The sequence below is a fragment of the Acinetobacter sp. WU_MDCI_Abxb74 genome (assembly GCF_025513915.1).
Classification (GTDB): Bacteria; Pseudomonadota; Gammaproteobacteria; order Pseudomonadales; family Moraxellaceae; genus Acinetobacter; species Acinetobacter calcoaceticus_C.
This window is the reverse complement of the sequence record NZ_JAHPRP010000002.1, coordinates 129,377-150,804: the sequence shown is the minus strand read 5'-3', so window position 1 is coordinate 150,804 and position 21,428 is coordinate 129,377. Positions and strand designations below refer to the sequence as shown.

The 21,428-nt window shown below is 39.6% G+C and carries 23 protein-coding genes; 17 read left to right on the top strand and 6 right to left on the bottom strand.

What is annotated here, in order from left to right; all coding sequences use genetic code 11:
• The first annotated feature begins 29 nt into the window (after positions 1–29).
• From cysT to KTH84_RS06765, 4 genes are all read left to right on the top strand, one after another.
• Positions 30–863 (top strand): sulfate ABC transporter permease subunit CysT, encoded by an 834-nt coding sequence (gene cysT, locus KTH84_RS06780; RefSeq protein WP_202743030.1) that lies wholly within the window; start codon positions 30–32, stop codon positions 861–863.
• Positions 860–1,744, top strand: a complete 885-nt coding sequence (gene cysW, locus KTH84_RS06775) for a sulfate ABC transporter permease subunit CysW (RefSeq protein WP_262472590.1) — start codon at positions 860–862, stop codon at positions 1,742–1,744. The genes cysT and cysW overlap by 4 nt, the downstream gene beginning before the upstream one ends.
• A gap of 11 nt (positions 1,745–1,755) precedes the next feature.
• Positions 1,756–2,817 (top strand): sulfate/molybdate ABC transporter ATP-binding protein, encoded by a 1,062-nt coding sequence (locus KTH84_RS06770; protein WP_003650279.1) that lies wholly within the window; start codon positions 1,756–1,758, stop codon positions 2,815–2,817.
• A 71-nt stretch (positions 2,818–2,888) separates the two neighbouring features.
• On the top strand, positions 2,889–3,812 hold the full coding sequence (locus tag KTH84_RS06765) for a CysB family HTH-type transcriptional regulator (protein WP_003650277.1): 924 nt from the start codon (positions 2,889–2,891) through the stop codon (positions 3,810–3,812).
• Between the two features lie 88 nt (positions 3,813–3,900).
• Here KTH84_RS06765 and carO read toward each other — a convergent pair whose 3' ends face one another.
• Positions 3,901–4,650 carry an ornithine uptake porin CarO type 1 gene (gene carO, locus KTH84_RS06760; protein ID WP_133972245.1) on the bottom strand — a complete coding sequence of 250 codons (750 nt, stop codon included), beginning with the start codon at positions 4,648–4,650 and terminating at the stop codon, positions 3,901–3,903.
• 295 nt (positions 4,651–4,945) lie between these two features.
• Between carO and dapD the strand changes: the two genes are divergently transcribed.
• The 8 genes from dapD to KTH84_RS06720 all read left to right on the top strand — a co-directional run bounded on the left by dapD (position 4,946) and on the right by KTH84_RS06720 (position 10,021).
• Entirely contained in the window at positions 4,946–5,767 is an 822-nt protein-coding gene (gene dapD, locus KTH84_RS06755) for a 2,3,4,5-tetrahydropyridine-2,6-dicarboxylate N-succinyltransferase (RefSeq protein ID WP_262472587.1), read from the top strand.
• A 77-nt stretch (positions 5,768–5,844) separates the two neighbouring features.
• Positions 5,845–6,555, top strand: a complete 711-nt coding sequence (queE, locus tag KTH84_RS06750) for a 7-carboxy-7-deazaguanine synthase QueE (protein ID WP_133972243.1) — start codon at positions 5,845–5,847, stop codon at positions 6,553–6,555.
• 40 nt (positions 6,556–6,595) lie between these two features.
• Positions 6,596–7,264: a 7-cyano-7-deazaguanine synthase QueC gene (queC, locus tag KTH84_RS06745; RefSeq protein WP_004643680.1), complete on the top strand. Its 669-nt coding sequence runs from the start codon at positions 6,596–6,598 to the stop codon at positions 7,262–7,264.
• Positions 7,265–7,280: 16 nt separating this feature from the next.
• Complete coding sequence (locus tag KTH84_RS06740) at positions 7,281–7,697, top strand: hypothetical protein (protein ID WP_003650267.1); 417 nt, start codon at positions 7,281–7,283, stop codon at positions 7,695–7,697.
• Between the two features lie 96 nt (positions 7,698–7,793).
• Positions 7,794–8,480 carry a diphthine--ammonia ligase gene (locus KTH84_RS06735; RefSeq protein ID WP_262472583.1) on the top strand — a complete coding sequence of 229 codons (687 nt, stop codon included), beginning with the start codon at positions 7,794–7,796 and terminating at the stop codon, positions 8,478–8,480.
• A gap of 17 nt (positions 8,481–8,497) precedes the next feature.
• On the top strand, positions 8,498–8,959 hold the full coding sequence (locus KTH84_RS06730; RefSeq protein WP_262472581.1) for a peroxiredoxin: 462 nt from the start codon (positions 8,498–8,500) through the stop codon (positions 8,957–8,959).
• 118 nt (positions 8,960–9,077) lie between these two features.
• Complete coding sequence (locus KTH84_RS06725; protein WP_262472580.1) at positions 9,078–9,647, top strand: CAP domain-containing protein; 570 nt, start codon at positions 9,078–9,080, stop codon at positions 9,645–9,647.
• Positions 9,648–9,658: 11 nt separating this feature from the next.
• Positions 9,659–10,021, top strand: coding sequence for a glyoxalase superfamily protein (locus KTH84_RS06720; protein ID WP_133972233.1), 363 nt, complete (start codon positions 9,659–9,661; stop codon positions 10,019–10,021).
• A gap of 15 nt (positions 10,022–10,036) precedes the next feature.
• Here the strand turns inward: KTH84_RS06720 and KTH84_RS06715 are convergent, their stop codons facing one another.
• Positions 10,037–10,612: a nicotinate-nicotinamide nucleotide adenylyltransferase gene (locus KTH84_RS06715; protein ID WP_133972231.1), complete on the bottom strand. Its 576-nt coding sequence runs from the start codon at positions 10,610–10,612 to the stop codon at positions 10,037–10,039.
• A 109-nt stretch (positions 10,613–10,721) separates the two neighbouring features.
• On the opposite strand from KTH84_RS06715, the gene KTH84_RS06710 reads away from it, so the two are divergent.
• Entirely contained in the window at positions 10,722–11,522 is an 801-nt protein-coding gene (locus tag KTH84_RS06710; RefSeq protein WP_262472579.1) for an enoyl-CoA hydratase, read from the top strand.
• Here the strand turns inward: KTH84_RS06710 and KTH84_RS06705 are convergent.
• The 4 genes from KTH84_RS06705 to purL all read right to left on the bottom strand — a co-directional run bounded on the left by KTH84_RS06705 (position 11,515) and on the right by purL (position 17,346).
• Positions 11,515–11,835: an NGG1p interacting factor NIF3 gene (locus KTH84_RS06705; RefSeq protein ID WP_262472577.1), complete on the bottom strand. Its 321-nt coding sequence runs from the start codon at positions 11,833–11,835 to the stop codon at positions 11,515–11,517. The two genes, KTH84_RS06710 and KTH84_RS06705, sit on opposite strands and share 8 nt — an antisense overlap.
• A gap of 68 nt (positions 11,836–11,903) precedes the next feature.
• Positions 11,904–12,029, bottom strand: a complete 126-nt coding sequence (locus KTH84_RS06700; protein WP_262472576.1) for a KGW motif small protein — start codon at positions 12,027–12,029, stop codon at positions 11,904–11,906.
• A 201-nt stretch (positions 12,030–12,230) separates the two neighbouring features.
• Positions 12,231–13,436: a multidrug effflux MFS transporter gene (locus tag KTH84_RS06695; RefSeq protein ID WP_262472574.1), complete on the bottom strand. Its 1,206-nt coding sequence runs from the start codon at positions 13,434–13,436 to the stop codon at positions 12,231–12,233.
• A gap of 76 nt (positions 13,437–13,512) precedes the next feature.
• Entirely contained in the window at positions 13,513–17,346 is a 3,834-nt protein-coding gene (purL, locus tag KTH84_RS06690) for a phosphoribosylformylglycinamidine synthase (protein WP_262472573.1), read from the bottom strand.
• 310 nt (positions 17,347–17,656) lie between these two features.
• Here purL and KTH84_RS06685 point away from each other — a divergent pair, with 310 nt between their 5' ends.
• The 4 genes from KTH84_RS06685 to ybgC all read left to right on the top strand — a co-directional run bounded on the left by KTH84_RS06685 (position 17,657) and on the right by ybgC (position 21,420).
• On the top strand, positions 17,657–18,997 hold the full coding sequence (locus KTH84_RS06685; RefSeq protein WP_042898125.1) for a deoxyguanosinetriphosphate triphosphohydrolase: 1,341 nt from the start codon (positions 17,657–17,659) through the stop codon (positions 18,995–18,997).
• Between the two features lie 90 nt (positions 18,998–19,087).
• Positions 19,088–19,687: a Holliday junction branch migration protein RuvA gene (gene ruvA, locus KTH84_RS06680; protein ID WP_151988359.1), complete on the top strand. Its 600-nt coding sequence runs from the start codon at positions 19,088–19,090 to the stop codon at positions 19,685–19,687.
• A gap of 7 nt (positions 19,688–19,694) precedes the next feature.
• Positions 19,695–20,699 carry a Holliday junction branch migration DNA helicase RuvB gene (gene ruvB / locus KTH84_RS06675; protein ID WP_042898127.1) on the top strand — a complete coding sequence of 335 codons (1,005 nt, stop codon included), beginning with the start codon at positions 19,695–19,697 and terminating at the stop codon, positions 20,697–20,699.
• A 313-nt stretch (positions 20,700–21,012) separates the two neighbouring features.
• On the top strand, positions 21,013–21,420 hold the full coding sequence (ybgC, locus tag KTH84_RS06670; RefSeq protein WP_042898140.1) for a tol-pal system-associated acyl-CoA thioesterase: 408 nt from the start codon (positions 21,013–21,015) through the stop codon (positions 21,418–21,420).
• Positions 21,421–21,428: the final 8 nt, after the last annotated feature.

The following is a 21,428-nucleotide window of genomic DNA, read 5'->3' as shown; positions in this document are numbered from 1 at the left end:
CAGCAGGCTTTTCTCTTTGAGGAAATATCATGTCGCAGCGATCCCGAGTGCTGCCTGGGTTTGGCCTTTCATTAGGTTTCACCCTCGCCTATGTGTCTTTTATTGTGCTTATTCCATTAGCCGCAGTCTTTATCAAATCATTTGGAATCGGATGGGACGGGTTGTGGGAAATTTTAACTTCTGAACGTATTTTAAAGTCGCTTCAACTCAGCTTTAGTTCAGCGTTAATTGCAGCCTTTATTAATGTTGTATTTGGCTTGCTTCTGGCTTGGTGCCTTGTACGTTATAACTTCCCCGGAAAACGTCTGGTTGATGCCCTAGTAGATTTACCTTTTGCATTACCAACCGCAGTTGCAGGTATTGCACTTACCTCACTCTATGCTCCTACCGGCTGGATTGGCCAATATTTAGTGCCACTGGGTATTGAGGTTGCGTACACGCCTATCGGGATTACTTTAGCTTTAGTATTTATTGGTATTCCATTCATTGTACGAACAGTACAACCTGTTTTGAGTGATATCGAAACTGAACTTGAAGAAGCGGCATCGGCACTTGGGGCAAATCGCTGGCAAACCATCACAAAAATCATTTTGCCTATTTTATTACCAGCCCTATTTACAGGCTTTGCTTTAGCATTCGCCCGCGGCGTTGGCGAATATGGTTCGGTTATTTTTATTGCAGGTAACCAACCTTTTAAAACTGAAATTGCTCCACTCATGATCATTTCACGTCTTGAAGAATATGATTACGCGGGTGCAACAACGATTGCTGCTGTCATGTTAGTTCTCTCTTTTATCATTTTATTTGCCATTAATTTACTTCAAGTCTGGGCAAACCGTCGTACAGGGAGAAATATCACATGAACCTACACAGCGACAGCAATGCACTTGCATTTAAATTGCAATCACGTGATGCCACCCGCGAACCAGTTTGGGTCCGTTACACGCTCATTACGGTTGCTTTGATTTTCTTCTTAAGCTGCCTGATGTTGCCACTTATTCTGGTTTTTGTTGAAGCATTTAAACAGGGACTTGAAGTTTATGTTCAGGCTTTAATTGACCCAGATACCTTATCGGCAGTGAAATTAACGCTGTTAACCGCAGCAATCGCCGTTCCAATTAATGTGGTATTCGGTGTTGCAGCAGCATGGGCAGTTTCCAAATTTCAATTTAAAGGTAAAGCCATTTTAACCACCATCATTGACATGCCTTTTTCGGTTTCACCTGTTATTGCCGGCTTAATGATTGTATTAATTTTTGGTGCGCAAGGCTGGTTTGGCGGATGGTTAATGGACCATGACATCAAGATTTTGTATGCCGTACCTGGAATTGTTTTAGCCACTATTTTTATTACTGTTCCATTTGTCGCTCGTGAGTTAATTCCCCTCATGGAAGCTCAAGGCACTGAAGAAGAAGAAGCAGCAATTGTACTCGGCGCATCAGGATGGCAAACATTTTGGAAGGTCACACTACCCAACATTAAATGGGGCCTCATTTATGGCGTGATTTTGTGTAATGCCCGTGCAATGGGTGAGTTTGGTGCAGTATCAGTGGTTTCTGGTCACATCCGTGGTGAAACCAATACCCTGCCACTTCATGTCGAGATTCTATATAACGAGTACACATTTAGTGCAGCGTTTGCCGTGTCCTCATTACTTGCTTTCTTAGCCCTATTAACACTGGTACTAAAAACTTGGTTAGAACTACGCCAAGACAAACCAGAACCACATTCAACTAATTCGTAAGGAATGAACACATGAGTATTCAAGTTAAAAATATTGAAAAACACTTTGGTGCATTCCATGCGCTTAAAAATATTTCCCTAGATTTTCCGGAAGGTGAACTGGTTGCCCTACTCGGCCCATCTGGTTGCGGTAAAACAACTCTACTACGTATTATTGCGGGCCTAGAGTCAGCCGATGGCGGTCAAGTGCTGCTTGAAGGAGAAGATGCAACCAATGTACATGTGCGTGAGCGTCAGGTCGGCTTTGTATTTCAGCACTATGCTTTATTTCGCCACATGACCGTATTTGACAATATTGCCTTTGGCTTACGTGTTCGTCCTCGTGCAACCCGCCCTTCTGAAGCTGAAATTAAAAAACGTGTGACTCGTTTGCTTGATCTGGTTCAACTTGGATTTTTGGCAGACCGCTACCCTGCTCAGCTTTCAGGCGGACAACGCCAGCGTATTGCTTTAGCACGCGCCTTGGCAGTAGAACCACGCGTATTATTGCTTGATGAACCATTCGGTGCCTTAGATGCCAAAGTCCGTAAGGAATTACGTCGCTGGTTACGTAACCTACATGATGAGTTGCACATTACTTCAATTTTTGTGACCCACGATCAGGAAGAAGCACTTGAAGTAGCAGACCAGATTATTGTCATGAATAAAGGTAATGTCGAGCAGATTGGTTCTCCTCGTGAAGTTTATGAAAAACCATCGACGCCATTTGTATTTGATTTCTTGGGTCAGGCAAATCGTTTTGAAGGTGAAAACACAGGCGGTATTATCCGTATTGGCAATGACCGTATTCAATTACCAACTTTAGTTGAGGCACCTCAAGGAAAAGTGATTGCTTTTGCCCGTCCAGATGAGTTACATATTCACTCGCAACCGCAGGCTAATACTATTGAAGCGACTTTTGTACGTGAAATCTGGATTGCTGGAAAAGTTGTGGCGGAATTACAAGACCGTAATGGACGTTTAATTGAGATTGCTCTGAGCAATGAAGCTGCAAAATTACATGCATTTAAACCAAATCAAACTGTTTGGGTAAGTGCATCACAACTGCACTTATTTGCAGATCAAGTTGCTTAAGAAATATATTTGGTGAGGAAATATCTTGCGGAACTAAAGCAGTTCCTCACCTCTTTTGAGGAAAAGTGTGAATGAACTTTCAACAATTAAGAATTATCCGAGAAACTGTACGCCAAAACTTTAACTTAACCGAAGCATCGGCTGCACTCTACACGTCTCAATCGGGTGTAAGTAAACATATTAAAGATTTAGAAGATGAGCTAGGTGTACAACTTTTTATACGAAAAGGTAAACGTCTTTTAGGTTTAACCGAACCAGGACAATCTCTTCTTGGCATTGTTGAACGCATGTTGGTTGATGCTGAAAATATTAAACGCCTTGCAGAAGACTTTAATAAAGTTGATGAAGGGACATTAACGATCGCGACGACCCATACTCAAGCACGTTATGTACTGCCTCCGATCGTCAATCAATTTAAGAAATTATTTCCTAAAGTTCATTTGATTTTACAACAAGCCAGCCCTGTTGAAATTTCAGAAATGCTTTTACAAGGTGAGGCAGATATTGGGATTGCTACAGAGTCTTTAACGACTGAAGAAAATCTAGCAAGTATTCCTTACTATCAATGGCAACACAGCATTATTACACCGCAAAATCATCCTTTAGTGAAGGCAGACAAGATTACGCTTGAACTTTTAGCGGACTATCCACTCATTACTTATCATGGGGGTTTTACAGGTCGATCTAAAATTGACAAAGCTTTCGAAGAAGCTCACCTCGATGCAGATATCGTAATGTCTGCACTTGATGCGGACGTTATTAAGACTTATGTCGAATTGGGCATGGGGGTCGGAATTGTCAATGCCGTAGCTTATGACACAGAACGTGATCATCGTTTAAAACAAACTAAAACCGATATTTTTGGTGTAAACACGACATGGATTGCGGTTCGTAAAGGCCATCTATTACGCGGTTATGGCTATGAATTTATTTCGCTGTGCTCTCCAGATGCTGATATTAAAGCACTTAAGAAAATTGCTTACCCAGATGAATAAAAATTAAGAACAAAATAAAAGAGCTTTTTAGCTCTTTTATTTTGCTAGATGAAAAAAACGAGCCGTGGCTCGTTTTTTCTTTAGGATATTACCAGTAGAAATTCACACCAACTTTACCAACTGGCATCCATTCATATTTATTATCATTACGAATTTCATTTTCTTCCTTATCAACTGCATCTTGAGCAGATGTTGGATTACCATTCACTGGAGCAAGGTTATATTGAGTTAACTGTACTTTAGGGTTGCCAGTATAGTATGCACCTACCTCACCAAATACGCCCCAGTTTTTGTTAATTTTTGGAGCGAAGCCGAAACCTAAATAAGGGGCAATATTATTTTCATAATTCATCTTACCTCTTACACCGCCCTCTTGACCAGCAACTGCTTGTTGATAGTTCTTACCATCAATTGATAAAGTTTCACCGTTACCAATACGTTTAGCTAAGTCATAATCATTATCGAGATAAGCAGCACCTGCAGCTACATATAAGCCTTGAGCCCATGGATTAGAACTAGCACCCCAAGGACGAATCTCAGCATTTAAATAGATATTGTTATTATCCATATCTAGGTCATATTTAGTACCATTTACAGAAACATCATCTGTCCACGAAATGTCACCACCGTTATAACCTAGAGCCAAACCTACATATGGGTTTGCTTGCCATAATAAAGCACCACCGTAACCAGTTGTACCTACCTCAGCACGCACTCCCACAGGAAGTAATTGTTTTTGATCAAATGCGTAGCTGTCATGAACAACGGCTTCATCTGCCATTGCAGCACCAGCAGCGAATAAAGCTGTTGTTGTTACTAAAACACGTAATACTTTCATAGTTTTCTCCTCAAAAAGGCTTTGTTTTTAATTTATTCATCTTGTGACTGAAATCATAATAAAGAGAGCTTAGAGTCTTTTTTATACAAAAAATGCTAGATTTCTGTTATTTTTTGATACAAATTGAGTTAAATTTTTATTTTCAAATCATTTTTGTGTAAAAAACACTTGATTATCTAATAAGCTTATTTTCATTTAACCTATTTGTATCTTCAATTAAACGTAACACGTTTTTTCAAAGATTCTTGTCACAAATTAGTGTAAAATCTTTAAAATTTTTTATGGAAGGAAGATCATGTCTCAGCTTTCTAAGATCATTGAGCAAGCATTTGAAGACCGCGCAAACCTTACTGCAGCAGACTGCCCAAGCGAAATTCGCCAAGCTGTTGAAGAAGCTATTGCTGGTTTAGATAACGGTACACTTCGAGTTGCTGAAAAAATCAAAGGTGAATGGGTTGTTCATCAATGGTTAAAAAAAGCTGTTTTATTATCATTTAAACTAAATGACAATAAACCAATCGAGTCATGTGATCTTCGTTTCTACGACAAAGTTGAAACTAAATTCTCTGGTTGGACTGAAGAACAATTTAAAGCAGCAGGTGTTCGTGTCGTTCCTCCTGCTGTAGCACGTCGTGGTAGCTTCCAAGCTAAAAACGTAGTGTTAATGCCTTCTTATGTAAACATTGGTGCTTATGTAGATGAGGGCACAATGGTTGATACTTGGGCAACTGTAGGTTCATGTGCTCAAATCGGTAAAAACGTTCATTTGTCTGGTGGTGTAGGTATCGGTGGTGTTTTAGAACCATTACAAGCGAACCCAACCATTATTGAAGACAACTGCTTTATCGGTGCGCGTTCGGAAATCGTTGAAGGCGTTATTGTTGAAGAAGGCTCAGTAATTTCAATGGGCGTTTTCATTGGTCAATCGACTAAAATTTATGACCGCGCAACTGGCGAAATCCACTATGGTCGCGTTCCAGCAGGTTCAGTTGTTGTAGCAGGTAGCCTGCCTTCTAAATGTGGTACTTACAGCTTATACGCTGCAATTATTGTGAAAAAAGTTGATGCGCAAACACGTGCAAAAACAAGTTTGAACGATTTGTTACGCGCTGACTAATTTCAGTTTGATCAAATATCTCTACGGTCAAACTGATCGTAGAGATTTTATTTTTTATATAGTGTGGTATTTCTAGAATGGCTTCCTTACGTTCCTCTGCAATTCCTGTCTCAGACCCTGCGTCCGGTTTACGCATTACCGAGATTTTTTACTCGTTGCAGGGTGAAGCAAATGCCTCTGGCCTACCGACTGTATTTATTCGTCTAACGGGCTGTCCATTACGTTGTAGCTATTGTGATACCACTTATTCTTTTGAAGGTGGTGAACGTTTTTCACTTGAACATATCATTGAAACAGCTACTCAATTTCAAACGCCTTATATTTGTGTAACTGGTGGTGAACCACTTGCACAGCCAAACTGTTTGATTTTATTACAACGTCTATGTGAAGCTGGCTTTGATGTTTCTTTAGAAACCAGTGGCGCGCTCGATGTCTCAAAAGTAGATTCGCGTGTTTCTAAAGTTCTCGACTTAAAAACTCCAACTTCTGGTGAGGAACATCGTAATCTCATCAGCAATCTTGATCATTTGACTGCGCGTGACCAAATTAAATTCGTCATTTGTAACCGCGAAGATTATGAATGGTCAAAGCAACAAGTTGAAAAATATCAACTGCATAAAAAAGTCAGTACCGTTTGGTTCTCCCCTGCCTTTGCAGTTGAAAAAGGTGCTGTTGGCCTGCCACGTCTAGCACGTGATCTGGCACAGTGGATACTGGATGATAAATTACCTGTTCGCTTCCAACTTCAGTTACATAAACTGCTCTGGAATGACGAATCAGGTCGCTAATCACTCAATAAAATAAATCATTCCGAATATGGAGAAAAATATGCGCCCTCGTGCCATTGTTTTACTTTCAGGCGGCTTAGACTCAACCACTTGCCTAGCTTGGGCACAAGCACGCTATGAATGTATTGCTATTAGTTTTATGTATGGTCAACGCTCAACCACTGAACTCGATGCAGCAAAAGCATTAACTCAACGTGCAGGTGTTGAACATCGTGTAATTAATATCGATTTGGCTAATTTAGGTGGATCTGCACTTACAGATCACAACATTGCCGTACCAGAACAGTTACAAGAAGGTATTCCTGTAACTTATGTACCAGCGCGTAACACTATTTTCCTCTCTTATGCCCTAGCCGCAGCCGAAGTATTTAATGCTGAAGCTATCGTTATTGGTATCAATGCTGTTGATTATTCAGGATATCCTGATTGTCGTCCTGAATTTATTGATGCTTTTGCCAATATGGCACGGTTAGCAACTAAAGCTGGCGTAGAAGGAAAACCACTTAAATTTGAAACACCCCTGTTACATTTATCCAAAGCGAATATTATACGTTTAGGGATTGAACATGGCGTAGACTATAGTCAAACGGTATCTTGCTACCAAGCAGATGCTCAAGGACGTGCGTGTGGCAAATGTGACAGTTGCCGTTTGCGTAAAGAAGGCTTTATCGAGGCCGGTGTTGCCGATCCAACACGCTATATACCGTAATAAGTAGGTAAAATTTATGAAGTTGTTAAAATCAAATCTTATTCTTTCATCTTTGTTTTCAACAGTTGCTCTTATGGCTGGCGCAGCACATGCTGCCGAAAACCCAGTTCAAGCAGCATATAAAAGTACTAACGTTAAAGGTGCATTAGTTAACGTTTGTAAAGATCAAACAGCTAAAGGTGGCAAACTAAGTTCATCTGAAGTTAGCAAATTCTGTAGCTGCCAAGTTGAAGCACAAGGTAAAGTCACTGAAGCACAAAAATGGGAAATCCAAAGTGCAATCAATGCCAAGAAAAGCCCAAGCTCTCTAGGATTTGTACAACAACAAAACCGTGATCTTAAAGCATGTTTCGGCCCTCAGTTAACAACTAAGCTTGAAAAATTAACTGAAGATGCTATGAAAGCAGCTCAACAACAAGCTCCTAAAAAATAAGCTTTTGTTATTCCAAAAAAAGCCTGCATTTATGCAGGCTTTTTTGTAGCTCTGTTAAAATAACATCGATCTTGACCAATTCATTTGAAATAAGCCATGCAAGAACAATGGAAAACCAACGCAATTAACAAACAGTCTATTTTCTCATTTAGTGGTGGCAAAGATAGTTCCCTTGCACTCTACCATGCAATGCAAACTGGTACGGTTAATGGATTAATCGTTATGCTGGAAGAACAAGGCGAGCGCTCTCGTTCACATGCTATGCCACTTGATATTATTCAAGCTCAAGCTGAAGCAATCGGCCTACCAATATTCATGGCTTCATCAAGCTGGAATGACTATGAAGCTAAATTTATTACATTACTCATTCAAGCAAAACAACAAGGTGCAGAGGTACTCGTTACAGGTGACCTTGATATGCCTGAACATGGGTGTTGGCATGATCGAATCACTCAACAAGTGGGGCTCAAATTAGGCATGCCTCTTTGGCTACGTCCACATCGTGAGGTTGTTGAAGAGTTTATCAATCTTGGTTTTCGTAGCATCATTGTGACAGTGAACTTAAAACTAGGCATGACAATTGAAGATTTAGGAAAAACTTTAACCTTAGAATATATAACAGAACTTGAGAATCGCGGTATTGATCCATGTGGTGAAGGCGGCGAATTTCATACAACCGTGATTGACGGTCCAATTTTTAACAAAGCAATTCCTGTAAGAAAGCTCGATATTGTTTATCATGAAGAATATGCTTTTTTACCACTTGAATTAGATCAAATTTAGCTTTTGAAGGATGAGAAATGTCTGAGAATATTCAATTACCAAATCAAGTTTTACCAACGACCCATGGTGAAGTGAACTTGGCCGAGGTTGAAAATGAATGGTTAATCATTTATTTCTACCCAAAAGATTCAACACCAGGATGTACAACACAAGCAGTTGGTTTCTCTTGTTTAAAAGACCAATTTGAAGCTTTAGGTACACGTATTTTCGGTATTTCACGCGACTCGGTAAAAGCCCATCAAAACTTTACTGAAAAACAAGCGCTCACGATTGACCTCATTAGCGACAAAGAAGAAGTGCTCTGTAATCATTTTGATGTCATTAAAGAAAAAAATATGTATGGCAAAAAAGTTATGGGAATTGAACGCTCTACTTTCATTTTCCATAACAAAACCTTAGTTAAAAGCTACCGTAAAGTCAAAGCAGCAGGACATGCTGAACAAGTACTTGAAGACCTAAAAGCCCTTCAATCGGTTTGATAAAGTTATGCAATAAAAAAGCGAGTATCGAACTTGCTTTTTTATTGCAAAGAATTGCTCAATAATTTTACTTTGGCGTATGATAAAAACATTAGAATAATTATTTTAAGGCGTTCACATGAGTCTACTCAAAAATTACTCTTTACTGCCTTTGACTCTTTTTATCTGCGCATGTAGTGCAAATACATTACCCATGCCAACCGACACCACCCCATCAATTGCTCAAATTCAGAAAACTGCCATTGAAATAAGCTGCCAAGATTTACAAAACCCAGCTTATCAACAAGCTGTACTTGATAGAATTAATCAAGTTCGCCAACAATCACGCCAATGTGGCCAACAATATTTCTCAGCCGCAAAGCCTCTTAGCTGGAATAATAATTTATATAAAGGTGCCCTCGCCCATAGTGTAGATATGGCAAATCATAATTTTCTTAGCCACGTAAGCTCAACAGGTCAAGATTTAAGAACACGTTTAAAAAACTATAATGCCTTGGGTAAAGCCAATGGCGAGAATGTTGCAAGTGGTCAAAAAACTTTAAATGAAGTAATTACTAAATGGATAGCTAGCCCTTTGCATTGTAGTAATATAATGAATCCGAAATTCACAACTTACGCACTTGCCTGCGCCTCTGATCAGTCTGTAAAACAAAAGAGTTATTGGACTCAACAATTTGGCATACGTTAAAAGGAATAATGATGCAATCAGGTTCAATCACTCCTATCTTAAGAATTTTTGATGTGAATTTAGCCCAATCATTTTATCTAGAATTCTTAGGTTTTCAGCTTGATTGGCAGCATCAATTTGAAGATAACTTTCCCTTATATCTACAAATTTCCAAAGATGAATGCGTAATTCACTTATCGGAACATTTTGGAGATGCAAGCCCGCATAGTGCAATCCGTATTTATTGGGAACCTATTTATGAGCTGCATAGTGAATTGAGTCAAAAAGATTATAAGTTCGCCAAACCTCAAGTTGAAAAAACAGATTGGGAAACACTTGAGCTTAGTATCACCGATCCTTTTTCCAATCGAATTATTTTTTGGGCAGATGCTTGATCTATTCTAATGCGTTTATTCAAACTCATCTAAATTAGAACGGTCATCTTGTTCAAATCGTTGTTGTAACTGCTGATAAGTACGTGTTTTTTGAAATTCATCCAAAAACTGAATGGTTCCCACAGGGAAAAATTCTGTTTGGATTTCACCACGGTAATAAGCTTCACGCATTGGCGTTGCCGAAATAGAATCTTTTAAACTATCAAGCTCAACCATAATCCATTCAGGGAAAAGTTTTAAATAGTAAGAAGACTCATCTTTAAAATGTCCTATCAAACCTACTGTTGAGGTAGGTTCAATCACCCCATTCACTAAAGATTTGACTTGTTTTACCCATTTTTCATCATTATAAACATCGACCACATGCACAAATTTAATACGTTTTTGCTCATCTAATGAGAAATTAGATAAAATCATTTGCTCTCGTTCAATCGCAAGGAACGGGTTTTTAATATTACGTTCCATTTGCGCAGAGCCTAATGCCAAAACCACATAGTGGCTTTGCTGTAAGGCAATTTCAATTGTCTGCATATGAGCCAAATGAAATGGTTGAAAACGGCCTATAAAAACGAGATAGTCAAATTTATACATAATTAGATTTTCACTTTTTATGAACTCATCAGTTACGCTTAATACAAAAAATATGCGCCATAATGAGAGCCTAAAAATTAACAACGTGGTTTAAAGCAAGGATAGTACGATGACACTTAGCTGTATTCAACAACCTCATCAACATTTAAACGCAAATTTAGAGGGTGGCGTACTCACCTTAGCCATAAATCGTCCAGAAGCAAAAAATGCACTGTATGGCGAACTTTATTTATGGATTGCTAAAGCACTTGATGAAGCCGACCTCAATAAAGAAGTTAGAGTAGTCGTTCTACGCGGTGCAGAACAAGATTTTACTGCTGGCAATGACATGAAAGACTTTATGGGTTTTGTACAAAATCCTAACACAGGCCCAGCCGGAGAAGTCCCACCATTCGTTTTACTTAAAGCCGCTGCCAAATTATCAAAGCCACTTATTGTTGCTATAAAAGGTGTCGCAATTGGTATTGGCGTTACGATTTTATTACATGCAGATCTGGTTTTTGCTGACAATACAGCTCTTTTCCAAATTCCATTTGTAAGCCTCGGTCTTTCTCCTGAAGGTGGAGCAAGCCAATTACTGGTTCAACAAGCAGGCTATCATAAAGCAGCCGAGCTTTTATTTACTGCGAAAAAGTTTAATGCAGAAACTGCGGTAAAAGCAGGCTTAGTCAATGAAGTGGTTGAAGACGCTTATGTTTCAGCTCAACAGACCGCTCAACACTTAGCAGCTTTACCTCTTGCATCCTTAAAACAAACTAAAGCACTCATGAAACATAATTTAGAACAAATTATTGAATGTGTTGATCATGAAGCTGAAATCTTTATGCAACGCGTTCGCTCACCCGAAATGCTAGAGGCCGTTCAAGCATTTATGCAAAAACGTAAACCCGACTTCTCTCAGTTTAATTAAAATCAATTTCTATGATTTGAACAAACTCAAAGGCAGGCTCTTCGTAAGGATGGCTTGCCTTTAATACTTTCGCTACAGCCTTTGCGTTTTCTTCAGGAACAATTGTTTCAACACGCCATTCCTCGACTTGCTCAAGTTCATTTAGTTGCCCGATATAAGGATCAGCTCCCTTAACTGGCTTAAACTGCCCTATTCCCTTCACTTGCCATGCACAGTGTTCGTAATTACCAATGCCGCCTGCACCAGCAGAAAAAATGGCTTGTTTAGTCGTCTCAAGATGTGATTCTGGTACGTAATAAATCAGCTTTAGCATGAGTAAAATGGCTCAAGACTTATAAATTAGGTTTAAATCATACCGTTAAAAAAGAACTAAAATCAAAGTCAGCTCATCATTGCTAAATAATTCACTCCAATAAATAGTATTTGAAGAGCAAGCGCTAAACCAAACCAACGCCAGCCTTTATCTTTTGTATAAATCATTTTCATGTGATTTTTGTTTTTCATCATTTTGATCTCCGATTTTTTATCGTTGTTACAGAGAAAGCAAAAATTGGTCCAACCTCAAACCAAGCATACGGGGATAAATAGCTCTATGTCTATAGTCTCCTAAGTTTTCTAAAACGCTTAAAAGAGCTGCACTCATCCATATGCAACTTTTAGTCTAAAGAAAATTTAAAAAATCAGTGGCCTATCTTCACCTTTAAACTCTTAAGCACTCATTTTTCTTAAATGTCTGTTCTCATATATCGTCATAACAAAAGCTAAACCACACAAAATCACAAAACCGCAAGTCATTGGAATTAATGTACCGTTATATAACTGCCCAATAATAGATGCCAGAATAAGTGACAATACAGAGGAAGCTGCACCAATAATAGCCGATGCCATTCCAGCAACATGCCCCATCGGCTCCATTGCAATCGCATTTAAATTACCAAAGAGGGTTCCAAATAATAAAAACAAAATGCAGGCATAAAGCATAAACATCCAAAATGATACCGTTACACCCGCAAGTTGAATTAACAAGAAAATTAAAGAAATTAAACATAAGCCCAAAAAGCCATAAATACAGATTGGGCGCATACCAAACTTCATGACAATTTTAGAGTTTGTAAATGATGCAATTCCCATTACACCTGCCAGCACAGCAAAATAAGCACTAAACTCTTGCCCTGTTTTACCAAACTGCTGCATAAAAATTTGCTGTGAAGTTCCTAAATAACCAATAAACCCACCGAAGCAGAACCCAGCACATAAGAGATAACTCATGGTGGTTTTATTACTTACGACCTCTTTAAAGCCTTCCTTAAATGCGTCTATACGCATGGGCAAACGATTTTCGGGAAGTAGCGTCTCTTCTAGTCGTAAAGCGACCCATGCTCCCACAACTGTGGCATAGGCCATATATAAAACAAAAATTTCACGCCAACCAAAGAAATGAATAATGAGCTGCCCCAAACTTGGTGCAATTGCAGGAGCCACCATAAACACCATCATAATTAAAGACATGATGCGAGCCATTTGAGCTCCGCTGTATTTATCTCTAACAATTGAAATAGAAGCAACGTAAGGCCCCGAAACACCAAGTCCCTGAATAAAGCGCCCAACTAAGAACCACTCAAAACTTTGTGTGAAAAAACACAATAAACTTCCCAGAAAATAAATAATAATTCCTGTGAATAAAATGCGTTTACGCCCGATAGCATCAGATAATGGACCTGCAATGAGCTGCCCGATGGTCATTCCAGAAAAAATACCAATGATGACCCACTGCGACTGATTATTATTTTTTAATTCAAAAATACGTCCAATCTCACCTAAAGCAGGTAAAACTGCATCTATTGAAAAAGAAACAATCGACATAAGCAATGCCATCAGCAATGCAAACTCACGGAAATGGATTTTTGATTTCATTTTTCTTCTCCACTATTTTTAATATTCTATTACACATAAATAAGCCACCTTACGGTGGCTTATTTCAAACTTTATATTAACCAATAAACTTACGCGCATTTCGGAACATACGCAACCATGCACCGTCTTCAGTCCACTCTTCTGGTTTCCAAGAATGCTGAAGTGCACGGAAAGTACGTTCAGGGTGTGGCATCATAATCGTTGCACGACCATCTTTAGACGTTACACCAGTAATTGCTTCAGGTGAACCATTTGGGTTCAATGGATAGTGCTGAGTTGGGTTACCAAGGCTGTCAACATAACGTAACGCCACTTGATTACCTGCATTTAAACCAGCAAGAGCACTTTCACTTGCAACAGCACGACCTTCACCGTGTGCAACAGCAATCGGTAAAATCGAACCTTCCATACCATCAAGCAATACAGAAACAGATTTTTCAACACGAACGTTTACGCTACGAGCTTCAAAAACTTCTGACATATTGCGGTGGAAACGCGGCCAGTGTTCAGCACCCGGAATAAGTGGCGCTAATTGTGACAACATTTGGCAACCATTACAGATACCTAAGCTGAACGTATCTTCACGGAGGAAGAATTGTTCAAACTGATCACGTAATTTAGCATTGAACAATACTGATTTTGCCCAACCACCACCAGCGCCCATTACGTCACCGTAAGAGAAACCACCACAAGTCACTAAACCTTCGAAATCACTTAGGCTTACACGACCAGCAAGTAAATCACTCATGTGCACATCGACAGTATTGAAACCAACCTTATCAAAGGCTGCTGCCATTTCAATATGACCGTTTACACCTTGCTCACGCAAGATTGCCATATTTGGGCGACGTGTGTTGATAAACGGCGCTTCAACAGGTTCATTCAAGTCGAATGTTGGTTTAGCAATCAAACCTTGGTGCGCATTGTCAGTAATTAATGAAAATTCCTGATCAGCAGTTTCTACGTTATCACGTAGACGTTGGATCTGATGAGATACCTCAGACCAAGCTTGTTGTAATTCAGCACGATCTAAAGTTAAACCGTCTACAGATAATTGATCTGTGTTGTTTATGCGACCCACTACAGCAATTGCATCTTTCAAGCTAGAAGCAGCAATTTCTGCTTGTAAAGCTTCCCAATCAGTTGCTTTGATTTGAAGTACTGCACCAATTTCTTCTGCAAACAAACTTGCTTGAGTTTGGTTTTCTAATGCAACACCTAAACGCGCAGCAAACATCATTTCAGCTACAGAGGCTAATAAACCACCATCACCGATGTCATGATAAGCCTGAATCAAACCACGGTTATTCCAGTCTTGGATTAAAGCAAAGAATGCTTTGAAGTCATCAAAACTATCAACGTCTGGAGTGATTGAACCAATTGCTTTATATACTTGCGCAAGAATCGAACCGCCTAAACGGAACTGACCTTTAGATAAATCAATACGTACAAGTACTGAGTCTTCTAAATTTTTAAGTTCAGGAGTTAGGGTCTTACGGACATCTGTTACTGGAGCAAACGCAGTGATTACCCCTGTCATTGGAGAAGTTACAGCTTTATCTTCGCCGTCATCATTCCAAGTTGTGCGCATTGAAAGTGAGTCTTTACCTACAGGAATCGCAATTCCTAAAGCAGGGCACATTTCCATACCAATCGCTTTCACGCCTTCAAACAATGCTTGGTCTTCACCTTTTTGACCAGCAGCAGCCATCCAGTTTGCAGAAAGTTTGATATCGCTAATTTGTTCAATGTTCGCACATGCAATATTAGTAATTGCTTCAGCAACTGCTAAACGAGCAGATGCCGCTGGGTTTAACAAAGCAACTGGTGGACGTTCGCCCATTGCCATTGCTTCACCAGTGAAACCTTGCAAACTTGTTGTTGTTACTGCTGCATCTGCAACAGGAACCTGCCAACGACCAACCATTTGATCTCGAGCAACCATACCTGTAATTGAACGGTCGCCAATGGTAATCAAGAATGACTTAGACGCAACTGTAGGGTTTTTCAATACGCGGAAAATTGCGTCTTTCAAATCAACTTTTGAAGCATCGAAATCATCGCCACTACGCTCAATAGTTTCATAAGAACGTTGCATACGCGGTGTACCACCAAGCATTACCTGCATTGGGATATCAACTGCATCATTTTGGAATAATGGATCTTCAACTGTTAAGCGACGCGCTTCTGTTGCTTCACCTAACACAGCAAATGGACAACGTTCACGCGCACAAATTGCTTCGAACTGATCCAAAGATTCTGGACGAATTGCGAGAACATAACGTTCTTGCGCTTCATTTGACCAGATTTCCATTGGGCTCATGCCCGGCTCTAATGAAGGAATCTTACGAAGATTAAGCACTGCACCCAACTCATGATCATTCACAAGTTCAGGCATAGCGTTTGATAAACCACCAGCACCAACGTCGTGTACAGAAACGATTGGGTTGAAGTCTTCTAAACGCCAGCAAGTATCAATCACTTCTTGACAACGACGTTCCATTTCAGGGTTTTCACGTTGTACAGATGCGAAATCAAGGCTTTCCCCCATTGTACCGCTGTCTACAGAAGATGCAGCACCACCACCAAGACCGATTAACATTGCAGGGCCACCCAATACAATGAGTAAATCACCTGGTTGAATCGCATCTTTTTCTACATGGTCAGGACGAATATTACCGTAACCACCAGCGATCATGATTGGTTTATGGAAGCCTTTCACTTCACCATTTACATTCTGTTCAAAAGTACGGAAATAACCATTTAATGCAGGACGGCCGAATTCGTTGTTAAATGCCGCGCCACCTAATGGACCTTCAATCATGATTTGTAATGGCGATGCCATACGTGAAGGTTTACCGTAGTTTTCTTCCCAAGGTTGTTCAAAACCAGGAATATTTAAGTTCGAAACGGTGAAACCGGTTAAACCAGCTTTTGGTTTACCACCACGACCAGTTGCACCTTCATCACGTATTTCACCGCCTGAACCAGTTGCAGCACCAGCAAATGGAGAAATTGCTGTTGGGTGGTTATGGGTTTCAACCTTCATTAAAATATGAGCAGCTTGGCTCTTATATTTATAAACGAAGTGACCATTTTCATCCGCTTTCGGATAAAAACGCATCGTGTCATACCCCACGATCACTGAAGCATTATCTTTATATGCCGATAACACATCGTTCGGAGATTCTTTATAGGTATTTTTAATCATCTGGAACAATGACAATGGTTGTTTTTCACCATCAATTGTCCATTCAGAACCAAAGATTTTATGACGACAATGTTCAGAGTTCGCTTGAGCAAACATCATCAACTCGATGTCGTTTGGATTACGACCAAGCTTACCAAATGCTTCAGTTAAGTAATCAATTTCTTGTTCAGATAACGCAAAACCGAATTCATTGTTCGCTTTAACCAAGGCTTCTTTACCTTGACCCAAGATATCAATTGAATTTAATGGTTTTGGAGCAGTTTCTGAAAATAATGCTTTTGCATCATCAATTTGAGCAAAAACTGTTTCTGTCATACGGTCATGAAGTACTTGTTTAACTTCATTAGAAATTTCAGAAACACCTTTTAACGTAAATAAAAGACCACGTTCTAAACGGTGTACTGGCGTATTACAGTTTTTGAAAATATCAGTTGCTTTAGAAGACCATGGTGAAATAGTACCCACACGTGGCGTAACTAAAATCTGAATCTCATCACTTGCAATTTGACGAAGTTCAAAAGACTCTCCGTCATTTAACAATTGCAAAGCAGATTGACGTTGCTGCTCGTTGAGCGCTTGATCAAACAAATAGACCCACTGGCTGTCAAAAGATTGAACAGAACTAATTGACGATAAACGTGTTAATAGTTGAGCTTTCTTAAAAGAAGAATGTGCTGCTGCACCGGCCACGATAAACATGTTGATTTTGGCTCCACGGGCAGGTCTTGTGAACCTTACCGCAATGTGACTTTAGAGAGAGCGCATATTCTACTGCGTCTTGCTAAAATCAGCTAGATGTAGAATCAGTATTCTGTAACCTAATTCTGTAAGAAGTGATTTCTTTTTTGTTCAAAATCATTTTTTTATTCATTTTAGCTAAAAATAAATTGTTTCATGTTTGTTCAATAACATAATAAAACCTGAACTAGGACAAACTATGTCGCACCAAGCTAGTGCTTTTAACTTTTTTTTGGCATGATCGGGTTTTATAGTTTTTGAATAATGATAAATGGAACAAATGCGTTGGTTAGAGCTGCTTTCTGCAGTTCGTTTAGGCAGTAAAAAAAGCAGTACAGAACTGGCTCGTAGCCCATTCCATAAAGATTATGACCGTATTATATTTTCGCAAAGTTTTCGACAACTAAACCGTAAGACACAAGTTCACCCACTCGCACAGCATGATGGTATTCACACCCGTTTAACTCACTCACTTGAAGTTTCCTGTATTGGCCGCTCAATGGGCATGCTCGCAGCAGAAAAAATAAAAAATGAATTACCCGTCTGGATTTCTCCTGCGGATGTAGGCGCAATCATTCAAGCAGCCTGTCTGGCCCATGATATTGGTAATCCACCTTTCGGACATGCGGGTGAATATGCGATTCGTGAATGGTTTGATGATGCTTCGCATAATGATTTTTTGAAAAAATTAAGCCCAGAAGAAGAAGCAGATGTCCGTCAGTTTGAAGGCAATGCTCAAGGATTACGTCTATTAAGCCGTATTGACTATCATCCAAATGATGGTGGAATGCGATTAACCTATGCCACCTTAGGTGCTTATTTAAAGTACCCATGGCTTTCAAAAACCATTGCTGAACAAGGTGATCGCCCCTCACATCAACGAGCAAAATTCGGATGTTATCAATCTGAAAAAGAAATTTTAAAACAGATTGCTGAACAACTCGGACTTATTCAGTTGGGTGAATATCATTACTGCCGTCATCCACTGACCTACTTATTAGAAGCCGCTGACGATATTTGCTATGCCCTAATTGATTTAGAAGACGGCATTATCTTAAATATGCTAAGTTACCAAGAAGTTGAACCTATTTTTCTTAATTTGATTGCCGACTATGGTCAACCAGAAGAATTATCACATCCAAACAGTACTTGGCAGCAAAAGATTTCAGCATTACGTGGACGTGTCATGAAACGTCTGGTTGATGAAGTCACCACAGCCTTTGCTAAACATCATTATGAAATCATTACCGGTCAGCTTAAAGGCAACCTTTTACAATATTGCTCACCTGATATTGCAATTGGTATCGAAACAGCCAAAAATCTGGCACGTGATAAAATTTTTGAGCACCCACAAAAGTCTGGTTTAGAAATTATTGCTCACCAAAGTTTGCAAACGATTTTAGATGCATTTGTACCTCTGACCACACCACATAAATCTTTAAGCTTTAAAGAACAACGTTTAATGTCTATCCTTAATCTGTATGGTGCTGACTTTAGCAATAATCACTACAGTAATATTATGCAAGTACTCGATATTATCAGCAAATTCTCAGATCATCAGGCTTATAGCTTGGCTCAAGAATTACGAGGTAATAAAATTGGCCTGTTTTAAGTATGGTTTACTATAGTTAAAGAAATGTATGAAGTTTTAAAAAGAATTTAGAACTTCCAGATTTACCGAAATAAATAAGTGAAATCCTCTATGATCGGATGTTTAATTGGCGAAGTGTTTGCCCTAGAAGCCCCTACTGTCTTACTGAATGTAAATGGTGTGGGTTATGAAATCGATACGCCACTTTCAACATTTTGCCAATTACAAAAAGGCCAGAAAGTTACGTTATGGACGCATTTGGTTGTCCGTGAAGATGCACAGCAACTCTACGGCTTTAGTGATGCTCAAGAAAAAACAATTTTCCGCACCTTATTAAAAGTAAATGGTGTAGGCCCAAAAATGGCATTAGGGATTCTATCAACCTTAAGTGTTGAGTTATTAGTGCACACGATTGAGCATGACGATATCAACACGTTAGTCAAAGTTCCGGGTGTTGGCAAAAAAACAGCTGAACGTTTAATGATCGAGCTTCGCGACCGTTTCAAAACGTTGGCTCAAGGAACTTCTTCTGCGACTACCCTGCCTCAAATTCAGTTTGCTGCAAACTCGCCTGTGGCAGAAGCAGAAGCAGCCTTGCAATCTTTAGGCTATAAACCTCTTGAAGCTCAAAAAGCTGTTGCTGCGGTTAAAGCCGATTACACAGAATCAGCCGATATTATTCGTGCTGCTCTTAAATCAATGATGAAGTAAAACACTTATGCAAGACCGTCTAATCAGTGGAGCGGAAAAACCAGAAGATCATTTTGATCGGGCTATTCGACCAACTTCTCTTGCCGACTACATCGGGCAACCTGTAGTACGCGAGCAAATGGAAATTTTCATTGGCGCAGCTCGCGGTCGTGGTGAAGCACTCGACCACACGCTGATTTTTGGTCCACCGGGCTTGGGTAAAACCACACTTGCCAACATTATTGCACGTGAAATGGGTGGTAATCTTAAATCTACTTCGGGGCCAGTTTTAGAGCGTGCGGGTGACTTAGCTGCAATGCTTACGAACCTCGAAGAAGGCGATGTTTTGTTTATTGATGAAATTCACCGTCTTTCACCGGTTATTGAAGAAATCCTCTATCCAGCCATGGAAGATTACCAATTAGATATCATGATTGGTGAAGGCCCCGCTGCCCGTTCAATCAAACTGGATTTACCACCTTTTACGCTTGTCGCTGCAACTACACGCGCGGGATTACTTACCTCACCACTACGTGACCGTTTTGGTATTGTTCAGCGTCTTGAGTTCTATTCTGTAGAAGACTTAACACATATTGTGTCCCGTTCTGCAAAGCTAATGAATGTACCCATTACAGTTGAAGGTGCAGAAGAAGTTGCCCGCCGTGCACGTGGCACACCTCGTATTGCTAACCGTTTATTACGACGTGTTCGTGACTATGCACAAGTTAAAGGTAACGGTGAAGTCACTCACGAAATGGCACAACTTGCTCTTGATATGCTTAAGGTTGATAAAGCAGGTTTAGATACTCTAGATCGCCGTTATTTGAGTATGCTTCTGGAACGTTTTGATGGTGGACCTGCCGGAGTTGAAGCACTTGCAGCAGCCATGGCAGAAGATAGTGGTACGCTTGAAGATGTGATTGAACCGTATTTAATTCAACAAGGTTATGTGATGCGTACCGCGCGCGGGCGTATTGCAACTAATCAATCTTATTTACAGTTTGGACTGACGCCACCTGAGCCTAAAAACTAGTGATTAGGAGAGCATGTCTCTCCTTACTTTGGTTCCTAAATTATTATTTTTAATTTTATATCATTATAAATAATAGCTAAAGAAATCAAATATTGTCTTCTTTCTATATTTACTTTCTTCGTTTTTCACAGCGTTATAAAACGTAAAAATGCTTTGGCCGCAATTGAAAGGTTGTGCCATAGGACTTAGTATGCAATCTGCTAAACTGCCCCGTATTTAAAGCATATACGTGGCTTCGAATAAAATTGATGTTTTATTCAGCAGTCATATTTTAAATGCAAAGCTCTATAGTGAACTAAAACGGAATCCTCTCATGGCGAATCATTTTGAATTCAACATTCGTGTTTATATTGAAGATACGGACGCAGGTGGTATTGTCTACCATGCCAACCACATTCGCTATATGGAACGTACCCGTACTGAATGGCTCCGTGCTTCTGGTGTTGATCATTACTGGCATCAAAAAGACTACAACTTTGTCGTACACAAAATTAACGTAAAATACATGCGTCCTATTTTAATGGATGATTTAATTACTGTTACAGCACGTGTAGTTTCATGTAAAGCTGCGTCATTTGTGTTGCAACAAAATATTTATCGTGGTGAAATCTTGCTTGCTTCTGGTGAGGTTGAGTTGGCATGTTTAAGCAAAGAACTGATAGCTCGTCGTCTTCCAGAAGAAATACGTGATCTTATTCGTAAAGAATTGGAACAAGACTAAAAAAACAA